The organism is Streptomyces sp. NPDC052687, from assembly GCF_040678395.1.
In the GTDB taxonomy this organism is placed as follows: domain Bacteria; phylum Actinomycetota; class Actinomycetes; order Streptomycetales; family Streptomycetaceae; genus Streptomyces.
In genome coordinates this window covers 1-24,726 of sequence record NZ_JBFATR010000026.1, presented here as the reverse complement: position 1 = coordinate 24,726, position 24,726 = coordinate 1, and the positions used below count along the sequence as shown (strand labels likewise).

Here is a 24,726-nt window from a genome sequence, read left to right as displayed (position 1 = left end):
TGTGCACTTCATGTGAAGAGATGATCGCCTGGTTTTCTTTCATTTCTCTTCATGTCCGGGGTGTCTGTGTCAAGGGTGGGGAAAGTATGGCGGCGCAGCGCTGCCACTGTTCTGGCAGGGGCACTGCTGACTGTCGCGGTCGCAACCGGCGGTACACCCGCTGAGGCCGCCGTTGCGTGCCCGTCGGGGACCGGCTCGGACTTCAACGGCGACGGCCTCGTAGACACGGCTATCGCCGATCCCGAGGCCAGCGTCGACGGCGTACAGAAGGCGGGTGTGGTGCACGTCGTCTACGGAGGCGGAAAGGGCACCCTCACACTCTCGCAGGCCACTGACGGCATACCGGGCGTTCCCGAAGCGGGCGACCAGTACAGCCATGCACTCGCTGTTTACGACGCCGACCTCGACGGCTGCAGCGACCTGGTGGTCGGTTCTCCGTATGAGGACATCGGCGCGGCAGCCGACGCTGGAGGCGTCCAGATCGTCTATGGCTCTACCGCCGGGCTCAACGCTGGCGGCAGAGCCGTGAAGGAGATCTATCAGGGATCCGACAAGCCGCTGGGCGGTACGGCGGAGGCCGATGACTGGGTCGGGTACGCGATTGCGGCCGGGAAGACCTCGGGCGGCACGCCGTACCTGCTGATCGGTACGCCTGGTGAGTCGATCGGCACCGTCGACGACGCGGGCACCTTCTACTACGTCAGCGGCACCGCGCAAACGGTCGTCGGCATCAACCAGGACAGCGAGACCGGCGGCGCCGTTCCCGGTGTGGCGGAGCGGGACGACCGCTTCGGTAGCGCGCTTGCCGCGACCCCCACCCACTTCGCGGTCGGTACACCCGGCGAGGCGCTCGGCACCGCCGCTTTCGCCGGCGGCGTGGCCTGGTTCAACCACACGCTGACGTCCGGCTACCCGAAGCCACTCGGCGGCCTCGGCCAGGATCAGGACGTGATCAGCGGGGGCGAGGAGGCCGGCGACCAATTCGGCGCCGCACTTGCCATGGTTCCGTACCGGCCGTCCGGCGCCTCGGCCACCACTGAGTCGCTGCTCGCGGTCGGTGTTCCCGGCGAGGACGGGAGCACGACGGTGGATGCGGGCGCCGTGCAGGTTTTCCGGTTCACCGCGAGTGGCACCTTCACCGAGACCGCGTGGATCAGTCAGAACACCGCGGACGTCGACGGCGTGGCGGAGGCTGGCGACCTCTTTGGCAAACAGCTCGCTGCCGCCAACACGTCCCCGAACGCGACCTCCACGGCCACGACCACCAGGGTCGCGATCGGTGTGCCTGGTGAGGAAACGTCCGAGGATTTCCCGGACGAGGGCGGCGTCCACATGGTCCCGCTGGTCGGTGCGTCCGGTGCCTCCGACATCTCGATCGACCCCGGGTTCGGCGTTCCGTCCGCACCCGCGCCGCGTATGCTCACCGGCCTTTCCCTGAGCGCCACTCCTTCACTGCTGTACGTGGGTGTGCCCTACGGCCCAGCCGAGGGACGGGCGGTCTATGGCTTCCCGTGGAATGTGGCCTCCGGTGGTGCGCCGTCGCAGACCTTTAAGCCTGGCCAGGACGGCATTCCGGCAACCGGCGTCGCCTTCGGTGCCACTGTCCACTGATGACGCGTCCACAATCGTCGGTCCGCATCCGACGATCGCGATGACGCATAAGCCGGTGACGGCGCAGTTACCACGCGTGGTGCCGCCTTCGGTCGGCGAACCGCTCGCGGTCCGCCCAGCGCGTGACTGGCCGGACCAGGCGTTCCGGCAACCGGACTTTTGAGACAGACGTGAACTGACTGGAGAGTGGGCGCGTGTCCGCAAAAAGACACAGACCGATACGGCGAGGCATGATGCTTCGTGCCGCCGTGGCGGCGGCCGTCACCGGCGCAGTGGTAGCCGGCGCGGTGGTCCTACCTGGCGGAGGTGCCAGCCCCGCGCAGGGCCAGGCGCCAGTGGCCGCGGACCAGCCGATGCAGACCGAGCAGCAGGCCCTTGCCGTCGCGAAGGAAAGCGGCAAGGAGACCGAGGTCGTAGGGCTGCGCACCGAGCGCCGGGAGATCTTCGCCGAGCCTGACGGCACCTTCACGGCTCGTGAGTACACCGAGCCCATTCACACTGTCCGGAACGGCAAGTGGGTGGAGGTCGACCCCACACTGGTCAAGGCGGCCGATGGCAGCTGGGCCCCGAAGGCCGCCACCGTCGGCCTGAGATTCTCCGCCGGTCAGGCAGGCGAGCCCTTCGTGACGATGCAGCGGGCGGGCCGGGAGTTCTCCCTGACCTGGCCCTACGGCAAGCTTCCCGCACCGCTCGTCGAGGGCGACACCGCCACCTACGTCGATGCCCTGCCCGGTGTAGACCTCGCCGTGCGCGCCGAGGCCGACGGCTTCGGCCATCTGCTGGTCGTCAAGTCGCCCGAGGCGGCAGCCGACCCGCGCCTGGTCAGGATTGACCTGGGTATGGCTACCGAGGGCCTGAACGTCGTTGAGGACACCGCCGGGGCGATCGTCGCCGAGGACGCTGTCGTCGGCGGCACCGTCTTCCAGGCGGGTGAACCCGCGATGTGGGACTCGGCCGCCGTGACCGAGGCCGACGCCCGCAAGCAGGGCCCCAAGGCTGTGGCTAAGGCTCTGAGTTCCGCCGCAGCCGGTGTCGACGAAGGCGCTACGTCCGGCCAGCAGACCGGAACAGGCTTCGAACCCGCTCTCGAAGGACCGGGCGGCGGCGGACGCGTGGCCGAGCTCGGCGTCGAGGTGGCCAAGGACAAATTGAGCCTGGTCCCCGATCAGAAGCTTCTCAAGGGCGCGGACACCGTCTTCCCGGTCATCATCGACCCGATCCAACGCACCACCTCACGTACCTCCTGGACCGGCGTCATGTCCGGGATGCCCACGGAGCAGGACTGGAAGTACTCGGGCAGCGCGGGCGTCGGCAAGTGCCCCACCGATTACAACCCGGTTTCCTGCAACGGCGTCGGCGTGCGCCGCACGATGTTCACGATGCCGCTCTCCTACTACAAGGGGAAGCAGATCATCGATGCGACTTTCTCCGCCCGGGTAGAGCACATCTACAGTGCCACCCCGACCGCCGAGCCAACCCGGCTGTACCTGATCGGCGGCAAGGACTACGCCCTCACCTCGTCCAGCAACTGGTCCAACACCTCCAACGACTGGGTGGACCATCTGCAGACCGTCGACAAGGCGATCTCCCCGACCTCCTGCTCGAGCCAAGCCAACCTGCACTTCGAGAGTGGTGAGACCGGTGAGCTGACCAACAGGATCAAGTCGGCCGCCGCGGGCGGCTGGAACGCCATGACCCTGGGGCTGCGCGCTGCTGACGAGTCCCGATTCGCCGAGTGGAAGCGGGTCTGCGGCAACGCATACCTGTCGATCAAGTACAACAACCTGCCGCGACAGATCAAGACGTCGGACATGTACACCGACCCAGGGGGCCGGTGCCGTTGGGGTTCGAGCCGCGCGTACGTCGACGAGCCGCCGACGCTTCAGGCCATCGCCAGCGACCCCGACCACGGAAATGGCCAGACGGACAAGGTCAAGGTCGAGTTCAAGGTCGAGTGGACAGACCCCAAAACGAACACGGCCAAGTCCTACACGCATCTGACAAAAAACCCGCTGTCGCCAACAACCGGGACGAAGTTCCAGCACACCGTCAGTTCATCGATCCCGTCGAATACCACCATCTACTGGAGTGCGCGAGCCACCGACGGCGACGGCTTCGGCCCGTGGAGCTGGGAGGGCGATACCGCCCAACGCTGTGAATTCATCTACGACGGGCAGTGGCCGGGCAAGCCGCTGGTGATGTCCAAGCAGTACCCGTCGGACACCACCTACCACGACGGCGTGGGCTCCTACGGGACCTTCACCTTCTCGCCCAACCCGAACGACTCCATCCCCGACACCGACGTCGTCGATTACCAGTACTCCTTCGATGGCGCCGCGCTGAAGGACCTCGCCCCGAGCACGCCGGGTGGCTCGGTCTCCGTGCCGTGGATGCCGACCCGGCCCGGGCGCCACGTGCTTGAGGTGATCGCAGTCGACAAGGCGGACCACGCCAGCCGCACTCCCTATCACTTCCTGGTCAGCGAGGGAACACCGGTCCTCGCCCAGTGGAACCTCGCCGACAGAGCCGGCAATACCGAGGCGCACGACGAGAGCGATGAGTTCTCAGCCACGGCCGGCCCCGCCGTCGTCTTCGAGGTGGACGGTCCGGGCGGCAAAGCCGACAGGGCGGCGCGTTTCGACGGCAGCGCAGACGCTTGGCTGGACACCAGCGAGACGGTGCTCGACACGTCCAACAGCTTCAGTGTGAGCGCCTGGGTGCGGCCCACCGCGTTGGACCGGAACATGACAGTGATTAGCCAGGACGGCACTGGCGAGCCCGGTTTCACCCTGGGCTACGATGCGTCCGCGCAGGCCTGGAAGTTCGCCATCCCGGTCAACGATGTCGACTCGCTGGGCGAGTGGAAGGCCGTCTCGACGAAAACATCCGCGGTTAAGGACCAATGGGTGCTGCTGACCGGCGTGTACGACGCCCAGAAGAGCGACGGCCCACAGCTCCAGCTGTACGTCAACAAGGACCTCGCGAGCACCGCCGGTCGCCGCTCCGCCTGGAAGTCGTATGGCCCGCTGCAGATCGGCCGCGCCACCGCCAAGAGCGGCTACCGCGACCACTTCATGGGTGACCTGGCCGAGGTCCGTGTCTTCGACCGTGTTCTGCCGGCAGCCCAGGTCGCGGAGCTGATGACGGTCAAGCCGACCCGCAAGGGTTACTGGCAACTCGACGACGCGAGCGCCGGGGCCTCCGCTGAGACCGGCGGCGGACAGGCGCTGACACTCGCCGGCAACGCCTCCATCTACCGCCCGGCCGACCCGTTGTTTGATACGGCCGCCTTGGTCGGCGATGGGAACCTGGTATTGGACGGCGACGGGGACTACGCGTCCACCGCGACCGCCCCGGTCACCGGCAACAGCAGCTTCACCATCTCCGCCCGCGCCCAGCTCACTTCACTGGACCCGGTCAAGTCACAGACGGTGCTGTCCCTGCCGGGCGCAAATGCCAACCGCGTGCAAGTCCGCTACCAAGCCGCCACCAAGCAGTGGGAGCTGGCGGTGGCGAAGGCCGACTCAGCGACCGCGGCGATCGTCACCTTCACCGACGACCAGGAATTGGCGGATACGGGCGGGTCCGGCCAGCACCTGGCGGTGGTCTATGACGCAGTCGCCAACTCGATCCGGCTCTATGTAGAAGGTCAGCTCGTGGCCGCTGCTCACGGCGAGAACAACACCCTGTGGCCCGCCACCGGGGGTCTCCAAGTTGGCCGTGCGCTGCGCGGGGCGAGCGAGTACTTCGCCGGCGCCCTCGACGAAGTCCGGGTCTACAGCGGTGCCGCAGACCGGACCGCGGTGCAGCAGATGGCCGCGCTGACTGCCGTGCCGGACATGTGACATACCGTCACATTTACGGGTGTGCCGGGTCCTCGTGGTCCCGGCACACCCATCTCCTGCTGCTTCCCCCAGATTTTCATCATGTTCTCCTATGAAAGGGAACCGACCGTATGTTTCGTGGCCGCTCACTGAGCCGCCGCATGCCGAGACAAGCGGTCGTCGCGACAGTGATGGGGCTCTCCCTCGCACTGTCCGCGTCGACCGTCCAGGCAGTGGTGCTCGACGACGGCGCCCGGGGCCGCACCAGCCGCCCCGGCGTCCAGGACGACGGCGAGCCCGTCAAGGGACGAGGCGACGCCAAGTCCAAGCCCCGCCCGTCCGACCCGGCCCGCAAGTCAGCGGTCAAGGGACTCGACAAGGCGGTGTGGCCCAAACAGGGCGGCACCGAAGTGAAGCTGGGGGCTACCGCAGAAGCGGGTGGCCTGCCGGTGAAGGTGGTCAAGCCGAGGAACGCCAAGGCCGCGAAGGCCGCCCCCACCGAGGTACAGGTCGACGTCCTCGCCCCTGCCCGCGCCGCGCAGCTCGGCGCGGGTGTCCTCCTCGGCGTAGAGCGGGCGGACGGCGGCGGCAAGGCTGCCAAGGTGCGCCTGACCGTGGACTACTCCGACTTCGCCGAGGGCTACGGTGGCTCCTACGCCTCCCGACTGCGCCTGGTACAGCTGCCCGCGTGCGCTGCCTATGCCTTGCCCGGCAGCAAGAAGTGCCCGCAGCAGCCCAAGGTGCTGCCGACGGTGAACAACGTGCGTGCCGGTACGGTCGCCGCCGACGTGACCGCCGCGCCGGCCTCGGCCAAGGGCGTCTCCACGATGGCGGGCACGACGACCTCCCTGCTGGCAGTGGCGGCGGGCCCGTCCAGCGCGCAGGGCACCTACAAGGCGACCGCGCTGTCCCCATCAGCCAGCTGGAACGTCTCGAACTCCTCCGGCGCCTTCAACTGGAACTACCCGCTGCGCACTGTCCCGACCCCGGGCGGCCTGGCCCCTACCGTGGGCCTCGGCTACTCCTCCCAATCGGCAGACGGCCGCACCTCGGCCACCAACAACCAGGGCTCCTGGATCGGCGAGGGTTTCTCCTACGACCCCGGCTACATCGAGCGTCGCTACAAGCCCTGCTCCGAGGACGGCCACGACACTTCCGGCGAACAATGCTGGGCGTTCCACAACGCCACCGTCATGCTCAACGGTACCTCCGGCGAGTTGGTCAAGGACGACAAGACCGGTAAGTGGCACATGTCGTCCGACAACGGCACGAAGGTCGAGAGGCTCCTCGGTGCCACCAACGGTGACGACGGCAGCACGGACGACAAGGGCGAGCACTGGAAGATCACGACTCCAGACGGCACCGAGTACTACTTCGGACTCAATCGTCTGCCGGGCTGGGCCACCGGAAACGAAGAAACCAACTCCGTATGGACGGCGCCCGTCTTCGGTGACGACTCGGGTGAGCCCTGTTACAACGCCACCTTCGCCAATGCCCACTGCCAGCAGGCCTGGCGCTGGAGCCTCGACTACGTCAAGGACACCCATGGCAACGTGATGTCCTACTTCTACGAGCGCGAGACGAACTACTACGCGCTCAACGGAAAGACCGACGTCAACGGCACCGCTTACCACCGCGGCGGCTACCTCAAGCGCGTCGACTACGGCCAGCGAGACGGCCAGGTCTACGCGGCCAAGGCGCCGGCTCGAATTGCCTTCAACGTCGCCGAACGCTGTCTTCCCACAGCCGACTTCGACTGTGCCGAGACCAAGCGCACCAAGGCGAATGCCTCCCGCTGGCCCGATGTCCCGGTCGACCAGGAGTGCAAGGCCGGCACCAAGTGCACCTCGGCCGTCCAGACGTTCTGGACGACCAAGCGACTGACGTCCGTCGTCACACAGATGCGCAAGGACGCCACGACCTACCAGGATGTGGACGCCTGGGCCCTGACGCACCTGTTCACCGACAACGGTGACGATTCCAAGACACTGTGGTTGTCGAAGATCGAACACGAGGGCCGTGCCGGCACGCCGGTGAAGCTGCCGTCTGTGGATCTGTTCGGTGAGCAACTGGCGAACCGCGTCGACGCGGTCGGCGACAACATCGCGCCGTTCCACCGCTTCCGCCTGTCGCTGGTTCTCAGCGAGACCGGCGCTCAGCTCGACGTCAACTACGCGGCAACCAACTGCACCAAGGACGCCCTACCGAAGCCAGGCGAGTCCACCAAGCGGTGCTACCCGGTCAAGTGGTCCCCGCCCGGCTACGTCGAGCCGACCACTGACTGGTTCCACAAGTACGTGGTTGCCGCAGTCGTCGAGACCGACCGCACCGGCGGCAGCGACCAACTCGTCACCCGCTACAGCTACCAGGGCGACGCGGCGTGGCGAAAGGCGAAGCCGGACGGTATCACCGACGCCAAGTACCTCACCTGGGGCGGCTGGCAGGGTTACGGCAAGGTCACCGTGACTTCCGGCAGCGCCGACCACCAGAAGACCCGCGTCGACTACACGTACATGCAGGGCATGAACGGTGACGCGGACCCGAATGGCGGCACGCGGACCGTGACGGTGACGGACTCCACCGGGGTTGGCTACACCGATCACGAGGAGTTCACCGGACACGAACTGGAAGTCGCGACCTACGACGGTGACAAGCTGATCTCGAAGGCGATCAGCGAGCCGTGGAAGCACACGACCGCGACGCAGACGAAGAGCTGGGGCACAACGCGTGCCAACATCGTCAAGGCGGACACAGAACGCGGGTACAGCCGACTGTCCAACGGCACGTGGCGCGAGACGAAGTCGACCACGAAGTACGAGACGGCTCTCGGCACCGGCCGGGCGACCGAGATCGACGACCAGGCCGACGTGTCGAAGACGGACGACGACACCTGCACACGCCTCTGGTATGCGGACAACACCGCCAAAAACATCCTGACGCTACCCTCGCGTAGCGAATCTCTCAGCGTGCGCTGCGCAGAGACTCCGAACCGCAAGACTCAAGTTTTGGCCGACGAGCGCACCTCGTACGACAACCTCGCCTTCGACGCCGCGCCCACGAAGGGTGACGCGACGAAGACGGAGCGCATGACCTCGCACGACGGCACCACCGCCACGTACCAGGTCACTGGCACCACGACGTACGACGACTTCGGCCGTCCGCTGGTGCAGAAGGACGCGAAGCAGAACTCGACGCGGACCGACTACGTCCAGACGAACGGCTTGCTCACGCAGACCAAGCTGACAAACGCTCTCAGTCACGTCACGACCACTGACTACGCCTCCGCGTGGGGTCTGTCCACCGGTCAAACCGATCCGAACGGCAGGCGAACCGACCTCGCTTACGACAGCCTCGGCCGGCTGATCTCCGTCTGGCTTCCCGATCGCGCGAAGACGCAGACACCGAGCATCAAGTACTCGTACAACGTCCGCAAGGACAAGGTCACCTCGATAAAGACCGAGAAGATCGAGAGCGATGGCTCCTACGGTGCCGAGTACCAGCTCTACGACAGCATGCTGCGTCCCCGCCAGATCCAGACCGAGGGCCCAGACGGCACCCGTATGGTCGCGGACACGTTTTACGATGGCGCGGGCCAGGTCAAAAAGACCAACTCCACATACAACGCGTCCGGTGCCGCCGAGGGCGAACTGCTGCCCGTGGCCAACAGCGAGGTCGGTGCGCAGACCCGGGTCGAGTACGACGGCCTCGGCCGCACTACGGCGGACATCTTCGCCGTTGGGGGCGCCGAGCAGTGGCGTACCACGACCACATACGACGGTGAACTCACGCATGTCGACCCGCCGATCGGCGGTGTGCCCACGACGATCGTCTCGGACGCTGAGGGCAGAACCACTGAGATCCGGCACTACAAGGGAGCGTCCCCGAGCCCTCTGACCCCGTACGACACGACCAAGTACACCTACACCCATGCCGGCAAGCTGGAGACGGTCACCGACGCCAAGGGCACCGTGTGGCGGTACGAGTACGACCAGCTCGGCCGCAAGAAGACCTCAGTCGACCCTGACGCCGGAACCTCCCGCATCGAGTACGACGAGCTGGACCGGCCGATCGTTTCCTACGATGGCCGGAACAAGAAGACCTCCACGTCCTACGACGCGCTCGGCCGCGTCACCAGCACCTGGACCGGTGACGTCGGCACCGGGACGAAGCTGACCGAGACCCGTTACGACAAGGCGGGCTGGCTCGGCAAGCCCTACGCCGAGCTCAGCTATGTCTCCCCGACCGAGTACTTCGCGTCGGTCGTGCAGTCGATGGACGAGTTCTACCAGCCGCTGAAGACCGCGTACTCCGTGCCCGCCTCGCAGGGCTCCCTGGCCGGCACCTACGTCTTCACGTCGACCTTCAATCGCGACGGCACACTGCAGTCGACGGGCTTGCCCGCGGCCGGCGGACTGTCCGCGGAGGCAGTGACCTACGGGTACGACGCGCTGCAGCGTCCGACCACGATGACGGGCACGACCCCGTACGTCACCAACACGGTCTACTCAAGGAGAAGCCAACTCCAGCAACTGGAGCTGTACGCCGGCTCCGGTAAGAAGGTGTGGCAGACCTTCGACTACGAGACCGGCACGGACCGCCTCACCCGTTCCACCGTGGACGTCTATGGAGCGACGGCGCCGGCGAAGCAGTCGTCGTACTCCTACGACCAGGCCGGCAACGTCCTGTCGATCGCGGACACGGCGAACGCTTCTTCTCCAGATGTGCAGTGCTTCGCCTACGACAGCCAGCAGCGACTGTCCGAGGCATGGACGCCTGCGTCCTCAGCGGCGAATGCGACCGGCTCCGGCACAGTCGGCTCGACCACGCCCGTCGATGGCTCCCGCCCGAACGCCTGCGAGGCGGCCCCGGGCACCAGCGCGCTAGGTGGTGCGGCCCCCTACTGGAAGTCGTATGTCACCGACGCCATCGGAAACCGGACGTCGGATACCGTCCACGACACCGGACTGAACGCGTCCAAGGACGTCACGCGCAGCTATGAGTACGGCGGCGCGGGCGCCCTGGGCGATGGGCCGCACCAGGTCACCAAGATCACCGAGAAAACCCCGACCGGCGACAAGCAGTACACCTACGAGTACAACGACGCAGGGGCGACCACCAAGCGGACGATAGGCGGCGACGCCCAAATACTTGAGTGGGACGACGCAGGTCGGCTCACCAAGGTGAAGGAGGCGAACGGCTCCGAGACGACGTACCTGTACGACGCCTCAGGCAACCGGATTCAGCGCAAGGACTCCTCGGGCACCACGGTGTACCTGCCCGGCATGGAGCTGAAGCTTTCCACCGACGGCACCAAGAAGTCCGCCACCCGGTACTACTCGCACGCCGGCCAGACCGTCGCGGTCCGCACCGACGATGGGAATCTGTCGTTCCTGGCGTCCGACCACCACGGCACGGGCGAACTCGCCATCGAGGCGGCAACGGGTGCGGTTTCCCAGCGCCGCTTCGACCCGTACGGCCTCGAGCGGGGCAGCGCCACCGGCGTCTGGCCGGGTGAGAAGGGGTTCGTCGGCGGCACGATCGACGCGTCGACCGGCCTGACACACCTAGGAGCGCGTGAGTACGACTCGGCTATCGGCAAGTTCATCTCGGTCGACCCGATCATCGACTACACGCAGCCGCAGCAGATCAACGGCTACGCCTACGCCAACAACAGTCCGGTCACGTTGTCCGACCCGAGCGGACTGGTGTCGGAAGTCACGTGCAGCCTCTTCCCGTCGACGTGTTCGCCGGACTGCGGCATGTTGTGTGCGCCCGACTCCGAAGGGGCGAAGGTCACCGAGGCGCAGAACGAGGTCAACCAGGCCCAGAAGCAACAGTCGTCGGCCAACAAGCGTGTCCAGGCGGCCGGCAAGGAACTGGTCAAGATCGTCCGAGACATCCTCGGCGTCGACGCGGCCCTCGACTGCATATCCACAGGTGACGTGGGTGCTTGCGGCGAAACGTTGCTGAACATCGCGGGCAGCTTCGCCGGCGGCCTCGCCGGCAAGATCATGGCGAAGTACGGCATGCCCTGGAACTGGGCGAAGGGCGTCAAGCTCGCCAAGCGGGTCGTGGGTCTCGTCGGTGATCTGATCGGTGGAATCAAGGACTCGATCAAGGCAAGCAAGGCCCTGACCAAGGCCAAGGACGGCCTGGCCGCGGCTCGCAAGAAGGCCACAGATGCGCTGAGGAAACTGAGAAAGGACAAGTGCCACAGCTTCCTACCCGGCACCAAGGTCCTCCTGGCCGATGGCTCCACAAAGCCGATCGAGGACATCGAACTCGGCGACAAGGTGACGGTCACTGACCCGGAGACCGGGGAGACCACCGTCCGCGAGGTCGCGGGAACCATCGTCACCGAGGACGACAAGCACTTCTCCGACCTCACGGTGAAGACGGACTCCGGTGCCGAGCAGATGCTGGTCGCCACGACCACGCACCCCTTCTGGGTCGAGTCCGAGCAAGAGTGGATCCAGGCCGGCGACCTCGAACCGGGGATGAAGCTGCGCACCCCGTCCGGCGACACGGTCGAACTCACGGGCAACCGCCACTTCGACAAACGCCAGCAGACGCACGACCTCACCATCACTGACATCCACGCGTACTATGTGCTGGCGGGAGCCACGCCGGTACTAGTTCATAACTGCGATCCGCTGAATGAAATCGCGGATGAATTGGCAGACAGCAAAATCACGACTGGTCAAGTCGTTGATGATGCTGGAAACAGAGTTGGCGCCCCCGTGTCAAGTGGCGAAAACGGTTCTTTCTCGCAAGTTAGGGATGCGATCAGAGATTCCGGCCTGCCTCACGATCCTGCGGGGGGCTTCGCGGCAGCCTCTCATGTCGAAACCAAGATAGCGTTGGCCATGAGAAGCAACGGCATTACGAGGGCAACGGTCGTGATCAATAAACCTGATGGGGTTTGCTCTGGACCCTATTCATGCATGGTCGGGGTATCGGCAATTCTGCCGAGAGGGTCTAGCCTGACAGCCGTGTGGCGCACCGAAGAAGGCTGGCACGGCGTAACCATGCTCGGCGGTGGTTGATCAGCAATGGGGTAGTATCTGGTCGACCTCTCCTGAGGGTAAGCTATCCAAAGGAGAGGTCGACGCCATAGGCTCGCCCTCGAACGTTTGGGGATTTCGATGATTCTGACCGTTTTCGTTGGCGACACAACATATCATGCAGTATCAGAAGCTGCTCTCAGGCGTCTGATTGATGAGCTGATGGGGGGCGGATCCAACCGAGACTCGGGAATGGTTGGACGGTCAAGGGGTGGCGTTCTTGCGAAGTTCGTACTCTTGGCGCCGCATAGAGACCCGATGGCCTCGGATCGGTATTTTGACAGCTATCTTCAGGTCTCGATAAATCCGCTTACGCAGTACGGCGCCTTGAAGTGGCTGGTTCCCGAGGGTTCTGAAGTTCGAGTGGAACAGGATATCTCGAGAAGTGTCTGGATTTCTAGAAATCCGGAACCTCCGGTGTCGAACCAGGACGTTGTCGCTAATTTCGAAGATTGGAGGCTGTTCGAGCCTTGTAACACGCTTCCAATCCCCGACATTCGTGCGGCCGTTGAGGAGTTCTGCGAGCTGAGGAACGGTCAGCGACCTATGGCGGTTTGCTGGGTTCGGGGTGACTCTGACACGCACCGCTCTCTGCAGGCGGACGTAGCAACTTCTTACTGTCAGGATCCATGGTGCAAGGTCTCGGGTTCCCGTCACCCATCTCACTGAGAAGTTCGTCTTACCGTGAGCTCTTCGCCGGTCGTCGCGACATGCGCGACAAGACGCTCGCACACATGGATCACCCGGTCGCTCATACGCCACTGCTGCTCGCCAGCAAGGGCACGCAGGGTGACCAGCGGATCCGTCATCGGAAAGGCGTCGACTTCCAACGGCGGGTCGAACCTAAGCCTGCTCAGGCAGAGTCAGATTCACGCCTTGCGCTCATCCGCTCAGCACCAGGCTTCGGCCCTGCCCTCGCAGGCAGTCACTCATCCAGCCCTTGGCAGCGCCTCCGGTGGCATAACGCCCCATGCCACCAGGCCCGCCACAACGTCACTCCCTGGGGAGAATCTGGGGAGTGTCGACGGTCCTGGGGAGCGGGTAGGAAAAACCGGCCGCGTAACGCAGCAGGATACCGCAAGACGCTGAAAGAGTTATCCGCAGGTCAGGGATGGCACAGTCGCATCGATTCAGGCCAGCGCCACCAGGTAGACAACTCAAAGAAGATCTCGTCCTGGGCGGCGATCCTCTTCGCCCCGACGCTGGTCGGCACGATCTACGGCATGAACTTCGACCACATGCCGGAGCTGCACTGGGCGTTCGGCTACCCCTTCGCCGTCCTCCTGATGGCGGTCGTGTGCACCAGCCTGTACGTCGTCTTCAAGCGGCGGGACTGGCTCTGACCGCCTGTTCGGCCCGTTTTGGGGTCGGCGCTGTCGGGGACCCTGCGTCTCATGGGAATCATGGGACGTCGTCGAATGGGTCAGAACCGGCTGTTGCGGGTGCTGGACGGGCTGGAGCGGGACGGGCGCGCCGATGCGGTGATCGACGCGGTCGGCCGGGGGGTGCGGGCGCTGCCGCTGGGCGGTGTGCGGGACGCGCTGCACGGGAGGTGGCTCGGGCATCCGGTGCATCCGCTGATGGTGCAGGTGCCGATCGGCAGCTGGCTGTCCGCGGGCGTACTGGACCTGCGTCCGGGGCGTTCGCGGGAGGCCGGGCTGCTGATCGGCGTCGGGCTGGCGGCCGCGGTGCCCGCCGCGCTGGCGGGGGCCGTGGACTGGGCGGAGCTGCACCGGCCGCAGCAGCGGGTCGGCCTGGTGCACGCGCTGGCCAACACGGCGGCCGTCGGACTGTACGCCGCCTCGCTCGCCTGCCGCGTCAAGGGCCGCGCGGGCGCCGGCCGGAGCCTCGGCTTCCTGGGAATGGCGGCTGTCGCGACGGGCGGCCTGCTCGGCGGCCACCTGGCCTACCGGCAGGCGTCCGGCGCGAACCACGCCGAGGAGGTTCCGCACGTCGTCTCGCCGGGCTGGCACCGGATCGGGGCCGTGGCCGAGTTCCCGGCCGGGCAGGCGGTGCGGCGCAGCGTGGACGACGTGCCCGTCCTGGTGGTGCGCGAGTCCGGCGGGGAGCTGCACGTGCTGGCCGACCGGTGCAGCCATCTGGCGGGGCCGCTGTCCGAGGGCACCATCGAGGACGGGTGTGTGCGGTGCCCGTGGCACGGGAGCGTCTTCCGGCTCTCGGACGGCTGGAACGTACGCGGCCCGGCCACCGCTCCGCAGCCCGCGTTCGACGCCCGGATCGTCGACGGCCATGTGGAGGTGCGCCTGCCCACCCCGGATCGTGAGGTGAGCGGGCGCCAGGGAGTGTCTCGCTGATCTCGCCGGTCAGGGACCGGACCAGCCGGCCTCCCACTCCGCGTCGTCGGTCCGGCTCCCGGTCCCGGTCCCGGTCGAGTCTGCGTCCTCGTCGTCCTCGCCGTCCTCGTCGTCCTCGTCGCCCTCCGCCTGTGAGGGGGTGGTGCGCGGCGCGTCGCGGTGGCCGGTGGTCTCCGGCTCGCCGTTCGCGGCGGTCGTCGGCTCGGGCTCGCCCTCGGCCTGCGACGGGGTGTGTTCGGTCATGACCGGTCCTCCGTGTCGGGGTGTGGGGGTGCAGAGATCGGGTGCCGGTGTGCGGCCGGTGGGTCAGGCCCTTCGGTGGGTGCGCAGCCAGGCGGTGATCCAGCCGGTCTGCATGGCGGCGTCGAGGAGGTACGTGGGCCGGATCCGGCCCTTGGGGACGTAGACCAGGTCGACGGCCAGCAGGGTCAGGGCGGTGCCCAGGCCGACGCGGCGGGCATGGGCGGGGCCGCCCGAGGGGTCGGATGCCGCCGCGAGCTGGGCGAGGCCGGCGGAGGCCAGCAGTCCGCCCGTCGTCATCTGCAGCCAGTCGTCGGTCTTCGGTCCGAAGACCCACTCGAAGCTGCGCAGGTGGACCAGGGGCCACAGGCCGCCCACGACGTTGAAGGCGCCGTGCGCGAGCGCGAGGCCGGTCGCGGACTTCCGCGCTGTCGTGACTCTCAAGGCGTCTCCCTCCGTGGCACGGCCCGCCGAGTACCCAGGGGCCGGTGATCACTCACGCTCCGCTCGGGCTCCCTTCGCCGCGACGGCCACCGTCGTCGTGACCCGGGTGAGCGAGGGTCTCCTCGGCACCGAGCCGAAGCCGAACCGCACGGGTGGTGCGACGGGCGCGGTGCCCCCGAGGTCGGCGCCCTCGAAGGTGGCGGACACCTCGCGGACCGACCGCAGGTCCCGCGCGCCGTACCACTCGTGGCGCCCCTCGCGGGCGCTGCCCCGCGTCCGCACGCCGGGCAGCAGCAGCCGGGCCGGGCCGTCCATGAGCGCGCTCCACGCCGGGCGCCCGGCGAGCGTGTCGGGTACGGCGCGCAGCAGCAGGCCCAGGGGCCGGCGCCGCCCGGTGACGAAACGCAGGTCCAGCGGGCCCGCGGCCACGGTCCAGGTGTCGTCCGCCACCCCGACCCGCACGGGGACGACGCGGACGGTGTCGAAGACGTAGGTGGCGGCGACGAAGTCCGCCGTCTCGGGCGTGGGCGCGAGCAGCAGCCGCTCCCCGTCCGCCCGCTCGAGCATCACGTCGCTGAAGGTGCCGAACGGTGACCGCTGCCAGTGGCCGAGGACCAGCCGGGTGCCGGAGGTGGTGCCGAGGCCCGCGATCCAGCCGTCGAAGCGGAGCCGGCGCGTCCCGTCCACCTGGTTCTTCCGGCTCATCGGCCTGCTCCCTTCGGCGGGCGGGGCAGCGAGGCCCCCAGCCGGACGTGCCGGACCCCCGGCGAGAAGTGCACGACGGGCTCGCCGGTGGGGGCGGGCAGGCCCGCGGAAGCGGTGAGCGTCTCCTCCAGCTCCTCGACGGTGGCGGTGGCCAGCGGCCACGGCTCGTGCTCGGCGGGCGTCTCCCAGAGCACACCGAGCCGGCGGGAGTACGCCCGCCAGCGCGACGTCAGCCACACGTCCCGCCCGGTCGGGCGGGCGATCGGGGCACCGGGGCGGACGACCACGCGGTAGGAGGCACCGCCCGTCCACCTGCGGCCGGAGTAGACGACCGTTCCGTCCCTCCTGGCGACCTTCAGGTTCCCTGGGTGGTACGGCACGCCGATCCCGCGGGCCGCGAGCATCAGCGGGCAGGCGACCTCCAGGGAGAAGAACCACAGCCCGTCCCGGCCGCCGGGGTAGCGGACATAGGTCCGCAGATTGGTCTCCGCGAACGCCGGGAGCGCCGGCGCCGCGGCCGGTACGCCGGGCAGGCGCAGGTCCGCCATCACGAACGGTGTCAGCCCCACCCAGGCGGCGCCGTCGTACGCGTCCACGACCAGCGGCTCGGGCAGCAGTGCCTGCACCGCCTGCGCCGGGAAGGACCAGTTCAGGAAGGTCTGCGTCCGCCAGGCCGCCCACAGCACCGGCAGCCGTACCCGCTGCTCCGCGACGTACGCCACCACGGTCCGGCGAGTCCCCCTCGCCCGGCCGGCGGAAACGCCCGGAGCGGCCGGGCCGGTTTCGTTTGCGACGCGGTGGGGGGTGGCACTCGGGCGCCGAGCGAAGGGCGAGCGATGGCGACGATCGGTGTGGAAGAGGAGTACCTGCTGCTCGACCCCGTCACGGGCGTGCCGGTGCCGTTCGCGGAGAAGGTGCGCGTGGCCGCGGACGTGGCTCGTCTGACGGGTGGGCGGGAGGTGCAGTGCGAGCTGCTCCAGGCACAGGTCGAGGTGGCCACACCCGTGTGCGGCAGCCTCGACGAGGTCGGCGGGCATCTCCTGCGGCTGCGGCACGCCATGGCCGCCGCGGCCGAGACGCACGGCTGCCGGATCGCGGCCGTGGCGACGCCGCCGCTGCGCGACGCGCAGCACCCCGTGGCCGTCACCGACCACGCCCGCTACCGCGCCATGCTCGCGCAGGCCCCGCAACTGGTCGCCGAGCAGCTGGTCAACGGCATGCACGTCCACGTGGCGGTACCCAGCCGGGAAGCGGGCGTGCAGGTGCTGAACAGGCTGCGGCTGTGGCTGCCCACGCTGACGGCGATGTCGGCGAACTCCCCGCTGTGGGACGGCCACGACACCGGCTTCGCCAGCTGGCGCACGGTCATCTTCGGCCGCTGGCCCGTGTCCGGCCTGCCTCCCGTCTTCCGGGACCTGGAGGACTACGAGCGGCGCGTGCGGCGCCTGCTCGACTGCGGGCTGATCTCGGACACCGGCCAGCTGTACTGGCAGGCGCGGCTCTCCGAGCGTTACCCCACCATCGAGGTGCGCTGTCTCGACGTACAGCTGCGCGCCGACGAGGCGGTGATGTTCGCCGGTGTCGTGCGGGCGCTCGTGGAGACGGCCCTGACGCAGGCCACCGCGGGTGAGCCCGTGCCGGACTGCCCGCCGGAGTACCTGCAGGGCGCGATGTGGCACGCGGCGCGGCACGGCCTGAGCGGCACCCTGATCGACCCGTCGGAGGGCGCGCGCCGCGCCGGGGACGTGCTGTGCGGGCTGCTGCGGCACATCGGCCCGGCGCTGGACGCCTCCGGCGACACCCGGGAGGTCACCGCGCTGGTCCACCGGCTGCTCCAGCAGGGCACCGGCGCGGACCGGCAGCGCGCCGCGCTCGCCGCGGGCGGTCCGCGGGCCGCCGTCGACCTGATCGTCCGCGAGAGCGGTTACTGAACCGGCGGGCCCCACGAGGCACGATCACGCGGGTGCCGGGGCAGGTTCACGGGGGTGCCGGGGCACGTTTCCGTGGGCCCCGGGGCACGTTCACGCGGGTGCCGGGGCACATTCCCGTGGGCGCGGGGGCACGTTCCCGCCAGTGCCGGGGCCCGGCTGACTCCCCTTGCCGGGTCACGGTTCACCCGTGTGCCGTTCACTGCAGGTGCCGCTCCAGCCAGTCGGCGGCGGCCCGCCGGAACAGGCGCCGGTTGTCCGCGCGCAGGAAGTCGTGGCCCTCGTCGCGCAGGGTGAGGAGTTCGGCGTGGACGCCGCGTTCCCGTGCGGCCCGTACGAACTGCCGGGACTCGCCGGGCGGCACGTTGGTGTCGTGTTCGCCGTGGACGGCCAGCAGCGGGGCGCGCAGCGCGTCGATGCGGGTCATCGGTGACAGGGCGCGCAGCAGCTCCCGGTCGCGCTCGGGGTGGCCGTACTTGTGCGCCGCCGACTCCGCGATCCACGGCTCGGTGCCGGCGAAGAAGGTGAGGAAGTCCGACATGCCGCAGACGGCGACCCCGGTGCGGAACAGGTCCGGGTGCCAGACCAGCGAGGCGAAGGTGAGGTAGCCGCCGTAGGAGCGGCCCATCACGGCCAGCCGGGTCGGGTCGGCGGGGCCGGCGGTGACGGCGTGGGCGGCGCAGTCGGCGACGTCGTCGAGCGCGGCGAAGCGGCCCGCGCCCAGGTCGGCGTCGACGAACGACCGGCCGTGGCCGAGGGAGCCGCGCACGTCGGGGGCGAAGACGTCCAGGCCGCGCCCGGTCAGCTCGTGGTAGAGCGGGTGGAACACGGGGCGTTCCTGTTCCTCCGGCCCGCCGTGCAGATGGATCACGCAGGGTGCCGGTTCGTCGGGTGAGCGCCCGGGTGCCCGGTAGTACCAGCCGCTCAGGGGCAGGCCGTCGCGGGCCGTCAGCCGCAGCGGGACCGGGCGTACCGGGGGGCGGCCCGGCGGTACGGCGTCCTCGTCCAGGGAGGACCACGGGGTGCGGAGCAGGGACACGCCCTCGTGCGCCCACCAGACGCCGGGCTTGCGCTGGGAGCCGGAGAGCGCGAGCAGGAGGCGTCCGGTGCCGGCGGCGGTCACGCGGGTGACGACCTCGTGGGGCAGCGGGAGGGGGCGTGCCGGGCCGGTGGCGTCGGCGTCGGGGGCCGTCCGTCCGGCCGGGGAGGTCTCGACGAGTTCGAGTTCGCTGGCGCCCTGCTTGTTCCAGGCGAGGGCGGCCGTACGGCCGTCGTGGTCCAGCGCCAGCAGTTCGAGGTCGCTGTTCTCGCGCTCGGCCCGCACGGACACGCCGAGCGGCCGGCCGTCGGGGTCCAGGGCGACGGCGAGGAGCGCCGCGAACTCGCGGTCGGCATTGCTGCGCAGCCACAGGGTCCGGCCCTCGGGCGAAAACCGGCCGATCCACGGGTCGCCGTCGGCGACCGGCAGGGCGAACGTCGTCACCGAGTCGGCGGTGCGCAGCACGACCGCCTCGCGGCGTCCGCGCGGGCCGCGCCGCAGCAGGGCGAGGGTGCCGTCGGGGCTGAGGTCGCAGGCGCGGAGGGAGGCGGCGTGCGTCTCGGTGGTGAGGAGCACGGGCGAGGCCAGGCCGTCGGGGTCGATCAGGTAGACGGACAGGCCGCCTTCCGGGCGGGCCGCCGGGGAGGGTGTCGACGGTGCGGTGCCGGCCGGTGGTCCGTCCGGGGCCGGGCCGAGGAGGGTCGCGTGGCCGTCCCGCTCCGCCCAGTCGGCGGGTGGCCGGGTGACGGGGGCGGGGAGCCGGCCGCCGGTGCGTCCGTCGTCCGCCGGGAACTGTCCCGTGACACCGCCGTACCCGCCGGTGGTGGGAGCGGCGAAGGTGACGGCGACGGCCGAGCCGTCGTGTGCCCAGCAGCCCAGGTGCGCGGAGCCGGCCGGGTCGGCGCCGGCCAGGATGCGGCGGCCGGTGCCGTCCGGCCGGACGCACAGCACCCGGGTGTGCTCGCCGCCGCCCGGCGCGGTGGTGTACGCGATCCAGCGGCCGTCCGGCGACCAGGACACCTCGACGACCGGATCCGGCGAGGCGTCGAGCAGCCGTACCGCGTCGCCGTCGACCGGACCGGCCCACAGCTGGGGGACGCCGCCCCGGTCGCAGATGAAGGCCGTCTCGGTGCCCTGGGGGTTCGCCGAGGGGTACCAGCAGCCGTGGGCGCGCAGACGGGTGACGGCGTCCCGCGGGCCGCCCGCGTCGGGCAGCGGCAGGAGCTCGGGGGCGGGCGCGGGCGCCGGCACCAGAGTGTGAGCGGCGTCGTGCGCGTCCGGCGCCGGACCGTCCGCGAGCCGGACGGGTGCCTGGGCGAGCCGGGTGGCGGGCTCCGGGCCGAGCGGGGTGACGGACTGCGGGCCGAGTGTCGCGGCGGGGTCCGGGCCGAGTGTCGCGGCGGGGTCCGGGCCGAGTGTCCCGGAGGGGTCCGGGTCGAGCGGGGTGGCGGACTCCGGGCCGAGCCTGGCCGCGGGGGCGCGGGCGGGCGCCGGGCGGGGCGCCGCCCCCGTGCCCCGGGCTCCGGACCGGGCGTCCTCGTGGTCGCCGAGCCGGGCGCCCCCCTGGTCGCCGGACCGGGCGCTCCCGTGGTCGCCGAGCCCGACGCCCCCCTGGTCGCCGGACCGGGCGCTCCCGTGGTCGCCGAGCCCGACGCCCCCCTGGTCGCCGGTCCGCGTGTCCGGGGCGCCGGCCTGGATGTCGTGGTGGCCGCCGGTCACCTGATGCCGTGGGTCTGTAGCCATATCTCCAGCAAAGCCGTCTGCCACAGGGCGTTCGCACCGCGCCTGGTGCGGTGCTCGTCGGGTGCCGCGAGGAGTTCGGCGACGTACTCGTCGCGGAACAGCCCGCGCTGCTTCGCCTCCGGGGCGTGGAGCGCCTCGCGCACCCGCTCCAGGACGGGTCCCGCCATGTGCCGGATGGCCGGCACCGGGAAGTATCCCTTGGGGCGGTCGACGACCTCATGGGGCAGCAGCTTGCGGCCCGCCTCCTTGAGCACGCCCTTGCCGCCGTCGGCGAGTTTCAGCTCCGGCGGGCAGGCCGCCGCGAGTTCCACCAGTTCGTGGTCGAGGAACGGGACGCGGGCCTCCAGGCCCCAGGCCATGGTCATGTTGTCGACGCGCTTGACGGGGTCGTCGACGAGCATGACGTGCGTGTCGAGGCGCAGCGCCGCGTCGAGGGCGGTCTGCGCGCCGGGCGCCGCCATGTGCTCCCGTACGAAGCGGGCCGAGACGTTCTCGTCGAGGAGGAGTTCGGGCCGCAGGATGCGGGCCATGTCCGCGTGCGGCCGGTCGAAGTACGTCTCGGCGTACCGCTCCGGTTCCTCCTCGCGGGGGACCTCGGCCAGCCGCGGGTACCAGTGGTAGCCGGCGAACACCTCGTCGGCGCCCTGCCCGCTCTGGACGACCTTGACCTCCTGGGAGACCTGCTCGGACAGCAGGTGGAAGGCGACGACGTCGTGGCTGATCATGGGTTCGCTCATGGCGGCGACCGCCGCGTCCAGCGCCGTCGACACGCGCTCGGAGGGCACCATCAGCCGGCGGTGGTCGGTGCCGAACTCGCGGGCGACCAGGTCGGAGTAGCGGAACTCGTCGCCCTTCTCGCCGCCCTCCGCCTCGAAGCCGACGCTGAACGTCCTCAGGTCGCGCTGGCCCTCGTCGGCCAGCAGGGCGACGATCAGGCTGGAGTCGAGGCCGCCGGAGAGCAGGACGCCCACCGGCACGTCGGCCACCATCCGGCGGCGCACGGCCGTGCGCAGGGCGTCCAGGACGGCGTCACGCCATTCGTCGGCGCCCATGCCGGCGTGCTCGGGGCGGCGGGTGTACGAGGGCTGCCAGTAGCGGTGGTCCCGGTGGCTGCCGTCGGGTTCTACGACCCGGACGGTGGCCGGGGGGAGCTTGCGCACGCCGTTGAGGACGGTGCGGGGCGCCGCGACCGTGGCGTGCCAGCTCAGGTACTGGTGGAGGGCCACCGGGTCGAGGGAGGTGTCCACGTCTCCGGCGGCGAGGAGGGCGGGCAGCGTGGAGGCGAACCGCAGCCGGCCCGGTGTCCGCGCCAGGTAGAGGGGCTTGATGCCGAGCCGGTCCCGGGCGAGGACCACGCGGCCGGTGCGGTGCTCGACGATCGCGAAGGCGAACATGCCGCGGAAGCGCTCCACGCACGCGGTGCCCCACTCCAGGTAGGCGTTGAGCACGACTTCCGTGTCGGACGTGGAGGTGAAGCGGTGGCCGAGCCGCCGCAGCTCGTCCCGCAGTTCCGGATAGTTGTAGACGCAGCCGTTGAAGACGGCGGTGACCTCGTCCCGGGCGTCCGTCATGGGCTGCGCCCCGCGGTCCGAGAGGTCGATGATCTTCAGTCGCCGGTGCCCGAGCGCGACCGCGCCGCGTGTCCAGGCGCCCTGCCCGTCGGGGCCGCGGTCGGCGAGCCGGTCCGTCATGCGTGCTACGGCCGCCGTGTCGGGCGACCGGCCGTCGAAGCGGATCTCGCCGCTCAGACCGCACATGGCGCACCGCCTCCCGTCCACGCGGCACCGGGTCGTCGTCGGCGGTACCGGTTCACGCGTCGGCGCGCGTGTCGCTTCGCGTACGGCTGGTGGACATCGGTCTCTTCCCACACTCGTATGCCCAAGATCACGTCACTCCCGGATGTGCCGGGCGCCCGCGTCCAGGGGAAAGGACCGGCCCTGGGCGGATGCTCGGCTCGGCTGTGCAGTGCACTGAGTTCCCAGGCGGTGCGCGGGTATGCCCCTGCGGCGCGCGGGGGCGGAGTCCCGCCGCCGGCTCGACGGGGTCCACGCCGGCCGGCTCCCGTCACGGCGGACGCGCCGGACCGGCAGCACGTCCGGGGATCCGGTCACGGATCCCGACCGTCTGTGGTCCAGCGCGTCGCCCTGCCACGGGATCGGTTGTCGCGGTGCTGCGCTCAGGCCATACGGTCCTGGCCCCGCGACGACCGCCGCTCACCGGAGGCCGCGCTGGCCGCCAGGCCCAGCAGCATCGCGATGACACCGACGATGATGTTGTTCCAGATCGTCCTGGGCGTGCTGACGTCGCCGGCGACGACCCACGGCGCGACGATGGTCCACGCGCCCAGCGCGCAGGCCGCCCACGCCATGCTGTGCGTACGCTCGTACGCACGGCCGAAACCGCCGCTCATGAGCACGGCGTAGGCGATGCCGACGATCAGGTTCGTGATCGCCAGTGTCGTCAGATTGCTGAACCCCGCGATCCACGGGGAGGCCGCCAGGTACACCCCGGTGAGCAGGGCCATCGCCTCGATGGCCTGCGCCCTGGGCGTGCTGGTGGCGCGCTCCGCCATCTCGTGGCGGTTGCGCATGTCGATGATGTCGGGATGGGTCTCCATCGACGACCTCGGAGAGGTTGTCACGCCCCTCACCTCCCAAGCTCCGTGGGTTTCGTCCGGCCCACGAGTACCCCCCTGTCGCGACGCCCCAACCGCGACCGGACCCACAACCTGGCGGACGCGGGCGAGCCGGCCGTCCCGACCCGCGGGCGGCCCGCCGAGGCGCCGCGTGACCGGGGCGCGAGGGGGGTACTCGCCCGGCGACCCAGCCACCCGCCCGCCGAGGAGAGGCCGACATGCGTGTACGTGATTCCGTGGTCGTCGTCACCGGAGCGTCCAGCGGTATCGGGCGGGCCACCGCCCTCGCCTTCGCGCGCAAGGGCTGCGCGGTGGTCCTCGCCGCGCGGAACGAGGAGGCGCTGGAGGCGGTGCGGCGGGAGTGCGAGAGCCACCGCGGCGCCCAGGCCCTCGCCGTACCGACCGACGTGACGGACGCCGCCGCGGTCGAGGACCTCGCCTGGCGCGCGGTGGAGCGGTTCGGCCGCGTCGACGTGTGGGTCAACGCGGCGGCCGTGACCGTGTTCGGGCCCTTCCAGGAGACTCCCCTGGAGGACATCCGCAGGGTGCTCGACGTGAACGTCATGGGCTACGTCCACGGTGCCCGCGCCGCGCTGGGGGTGATGCGGGAGCAGGGCCGCGGCACGCTGGTGAACGTCTCGTCCATCGTGGGCGTGGTGAGCCAGCCGTACACCCACGCCTACGGCATGTCCAAGCACGCCGTACGGGCGCTCGGGGCGAGCCTGCGGCAGGAGCTGCTGCTGGAGAAGGCGAAGCACATCCACGTGTGCACCGTGCTGCCCGCGACGATCGACACCCCGCTGTTCGAGCACGCCGCGAACCACACCGGCCGCAAGCCGGTCGCGATGCCCCCGGTCTACAGCCCCGAGCGGGTCGCGCGGGCCGTCGTGGACCTGGTGCGGGTGCCCCGCCGGGAGGTCGTGGTCGGGCCCATGGGCCGGTCGATGGTGCTGGAGTCCCGGATGATGCCCGGCATGGTCGAGCGGATGATGGCGCGGCAGGTGGACAAGACCCATCTGTCCCGCACGGAGACCGCTCCGGCCGGTCACGGCAACCTGCACGCGCCGGCGCCGGGCCCGGGCGCCCAGCTGCCAGGGCCGCCTCAAGAAGGTGTTCTCGGCCGTCGGCATCGTCTTCAAGGGCTCCGGCTTCTACCGCAACGACAGCCGCGGCTCCTC

Annotated in this window: 14 protein-coding genes and 3 pseudogenes; 9 read left to right on the top strand and 8 right to left on the bottom strand. The window is 69.6% G+C overall.

The window, feature by feature from the left end:
• Window positions 1-75: 75 nt before the first annotated feature.
• From AB0K92_RS20965 to AB0K92_RS20950, 4 genes are all read left to right on the top strand, one after another.
• Window positions 76-1,611: a VCBS repeat-containing protein gene (locus AB0K92_RS20965; RefSeq protein WP_365924931.1), complete on the top strand. Its 1,536-nt coding sequence runs from the start codon at window positions 76-78 to the stop codon at window positions 1,609-1,611.
• A 353-nt stretch (window positions 1,612-1,964) separates the two neighbouring features.
• Window positions 1,965-5,456 (top strand): LamG domain-containing protein, encoded by a 3,492-nt coding sequence (locus AB0K92_RS20960; protein ID WP_365924929.1) that lies wholly within the window; start codon window positions 1,965-1,967, stop codon window positions 5,454-5,456.
• A 212-nt stretch (window positions 5,457-5,668) separates the two neighbouring features.
• Window positions 5,669-12,481, top strand: a complete 6,813-nt coding sequence (locus AB0K92_RS20955) for a DddA-like double-stranded DNA deaminase toxin (RefSeq protein ID WP_365924927.1) — start codon at window positions 5,669-5,671, stop codon at window positions 12,479-12,481.
• Window positions 12,482-12,580: 99 nt separating this feature from the next.
• A complete protein-coding gene (locus AB0K92_RS20950; RefSeq protein ID WP_365924925.1) occupies window positions 12,581-13,168 on the top strand; it encodes an Imm1 family immunity protein in 588 nt (195 codons plus the stop codon).
• On the opposite strand, the gene AB0K92_RS20945 is transcribed toward AB0K92_RS20950, so the two are convergent.
• Window positions 13,162-13,329 carry a hypothetical protein gene (locus AB0K92_RS20945; RefSeq protein ID WP_365925043.1) on the bottom strand — a complete coding sequence of 56 codons (168 nt, stop codon included), beginning with the start codon at window positions 13,327-13,329 and terminating at the stop codon, window positions 13,162-13,164. The genes AB0K92_RS20950 and AB0K92_RS20945 overlap by 7 nt on opposite strands.
• A gap of 330 nt (window positions 13,330-13,659) precedes the next feature.
• Here AB0K92_RS20945 and AB0K92_RS20940 point away from each other — a divergent pair.
• Both AB0K92_RS20940 and AB0K92_RS20935 read left to right on the top strand, forming a co-directional pair.
• Window positions 13,660-13,842: pseudogene (locus tag AB0K92_RS20940) on the top strand (CorA family divalent cation transporter); the annotation flags it as partial.
• 75 nt (window positions 13,843-13,917) lie between these two features.
• On the top strand, window positions 13,918-14,814 hold the full coding sequence (locus tag AB0K92_RS20935; RefSeq protein WP_365925034.1) for a Rieske (2Fe-2S) protein: 897 nt from the start codon (window positions 13,918-13,920) through the stop codon (window positions 14,812-14,814).
• Between the two features lie 9 nt (window positions 14,815-14,823).
• On the opposite strand, the gene AB0K92_RS20930 is transcribed toward AB0K92_RS20935, so the two are convergent.
• From AB0K92_RS20930 to AB0K92_RS20915, 4 genes are all read right to left on the bottom strand, one after another.
• A complete protein-coding gene (locus tag AB0K92_RS20930; protein WP_365924923.1) occupies window positions 14,824-15,057 on the bottom strand; it encodes a hypothetical protein in 234 nt (77 codons plus the stop codon).
• Window positions 15,058-15,120: 63 nt separating this feature from the next.
• A complete protein-coding gene (locus AB0K92_RS20925; protein WP_365924921.1) occupies window positions 15,121-15,498 on the bottom strand; it encodes a hypothetical protein in 378 nt (125 codons plus the stop codon).
• 48 nt (window positions 15,499-15,546) lie between these two features.
• The gene (locus tag AB0K92_RS20920) at window positions 15,547-16,203 is read right to left on the bottom strand and encodes a hypothetical protein (protein WP_365924919.1); all 657 of its coding nucleotides are present in this window, start codon (window positions 16,201-16,203) and stop codon (window positions 15,547-15,549) included.
• Window positions 16,200-16,928, bottom strand: a complete 729-nt coding sequence (locus AB0K92_RS20915) for a DUF2071 domain-containing protein (protein WP_365924917.1) — start codon at window positions 16,926-16,928, stop codon at window positions 16,200-16,202. The genes AB0K92_RS20920 and AB0K92_RS20915 overlap by 4 nt, the downstream gene beginning before the upstream one ends.
• Before the next feature lie 111 nt (window positions 16,929-17,039).
• On the opposite strand from AB0K92_RS20915, the gene AB0K92_RS20910 reads away from it, so the two are divergent.
• On the top strand, window positions 17,040-18,134 hold the full coding sequence (locus AB0K92_RS20910; protein ID WP_365924915.1) for a glutamate--cysteine ligase: 1,095 nt from the start codon (window positions 17,040-17,042) through the stop codon (window positions 18,132-18,134).
• 196 nt (window positions 18,135-18,330) lie between these two features.
• Here the strand turns inward: AB0K92_RS20910 and AB0K92_RS20905 are convergent, their stop codons facing one another.
• The 3 genes from AB0K92_RS20905 to AB0K92_RS20895 form a co-directional block, all read right to left on the bottom strand.
• On the bottom strand, window positions 18,331-20,913 hold the full coding sequence (locus AB0K92_RS20905; RefSeq protein WP_365924913.1) for a prolyl oligopeptidase family serine peptidase: 2,583 nt from the start codon (window positions 20,911-20,913) through the stop codon (window positions 18,331-18,333).
• Window positions 20,886-22,670 carry an N-acetylglutaminylglutamine amidotransferase gene (locus AB0K92_RS20900; protein WP_365924911.1) on the bottom strand — a complete coding sequence of 595 codons (1,785 nt, stop codon included), beginning with the start codon at window positions 22,668-22,670 and terminating at the stop codon, window positions 20,886-20,888. Before AB0K92_RS20900 ends, AB0K92_RS20905 begins: the two co-directional genes overlap by 28 nt.
• A gap of 419 nt (window positions 22,671-23,089) precedes the next feature.
• The gene (locus AB0K92_RS20895) at window positions 23,090-23,530 is read right to left on the bottom strand and encodes an SPW repeat protein (protein WP_365925032.1); all 441 of its coding nucleotides are present in this window, start codon (window positions 23,528-23,530) and stop codon (window positions 23,090-23,092) included.
• A gap of 236 nt (window positions 23,531-23,766) precedes the next feature.
• Here AB0K92_RS20895 and AB0K92_RS20890 point away from each other — a divergent pair.
• Window positions 23,767-24,612: pseudogene (locus AB0K92_RS20890) on the top strand (SDR family oxidoreductase); the annotation flags it as partial.
• 19 nt (window positions 24,613-24,631) lie between these two features.
• Window positions 24,632-24,726, top strand: a pseudogene (locus tag AB0K92_RS20885) (FmdB family transcriptional regulator); the annotation flags it as partial.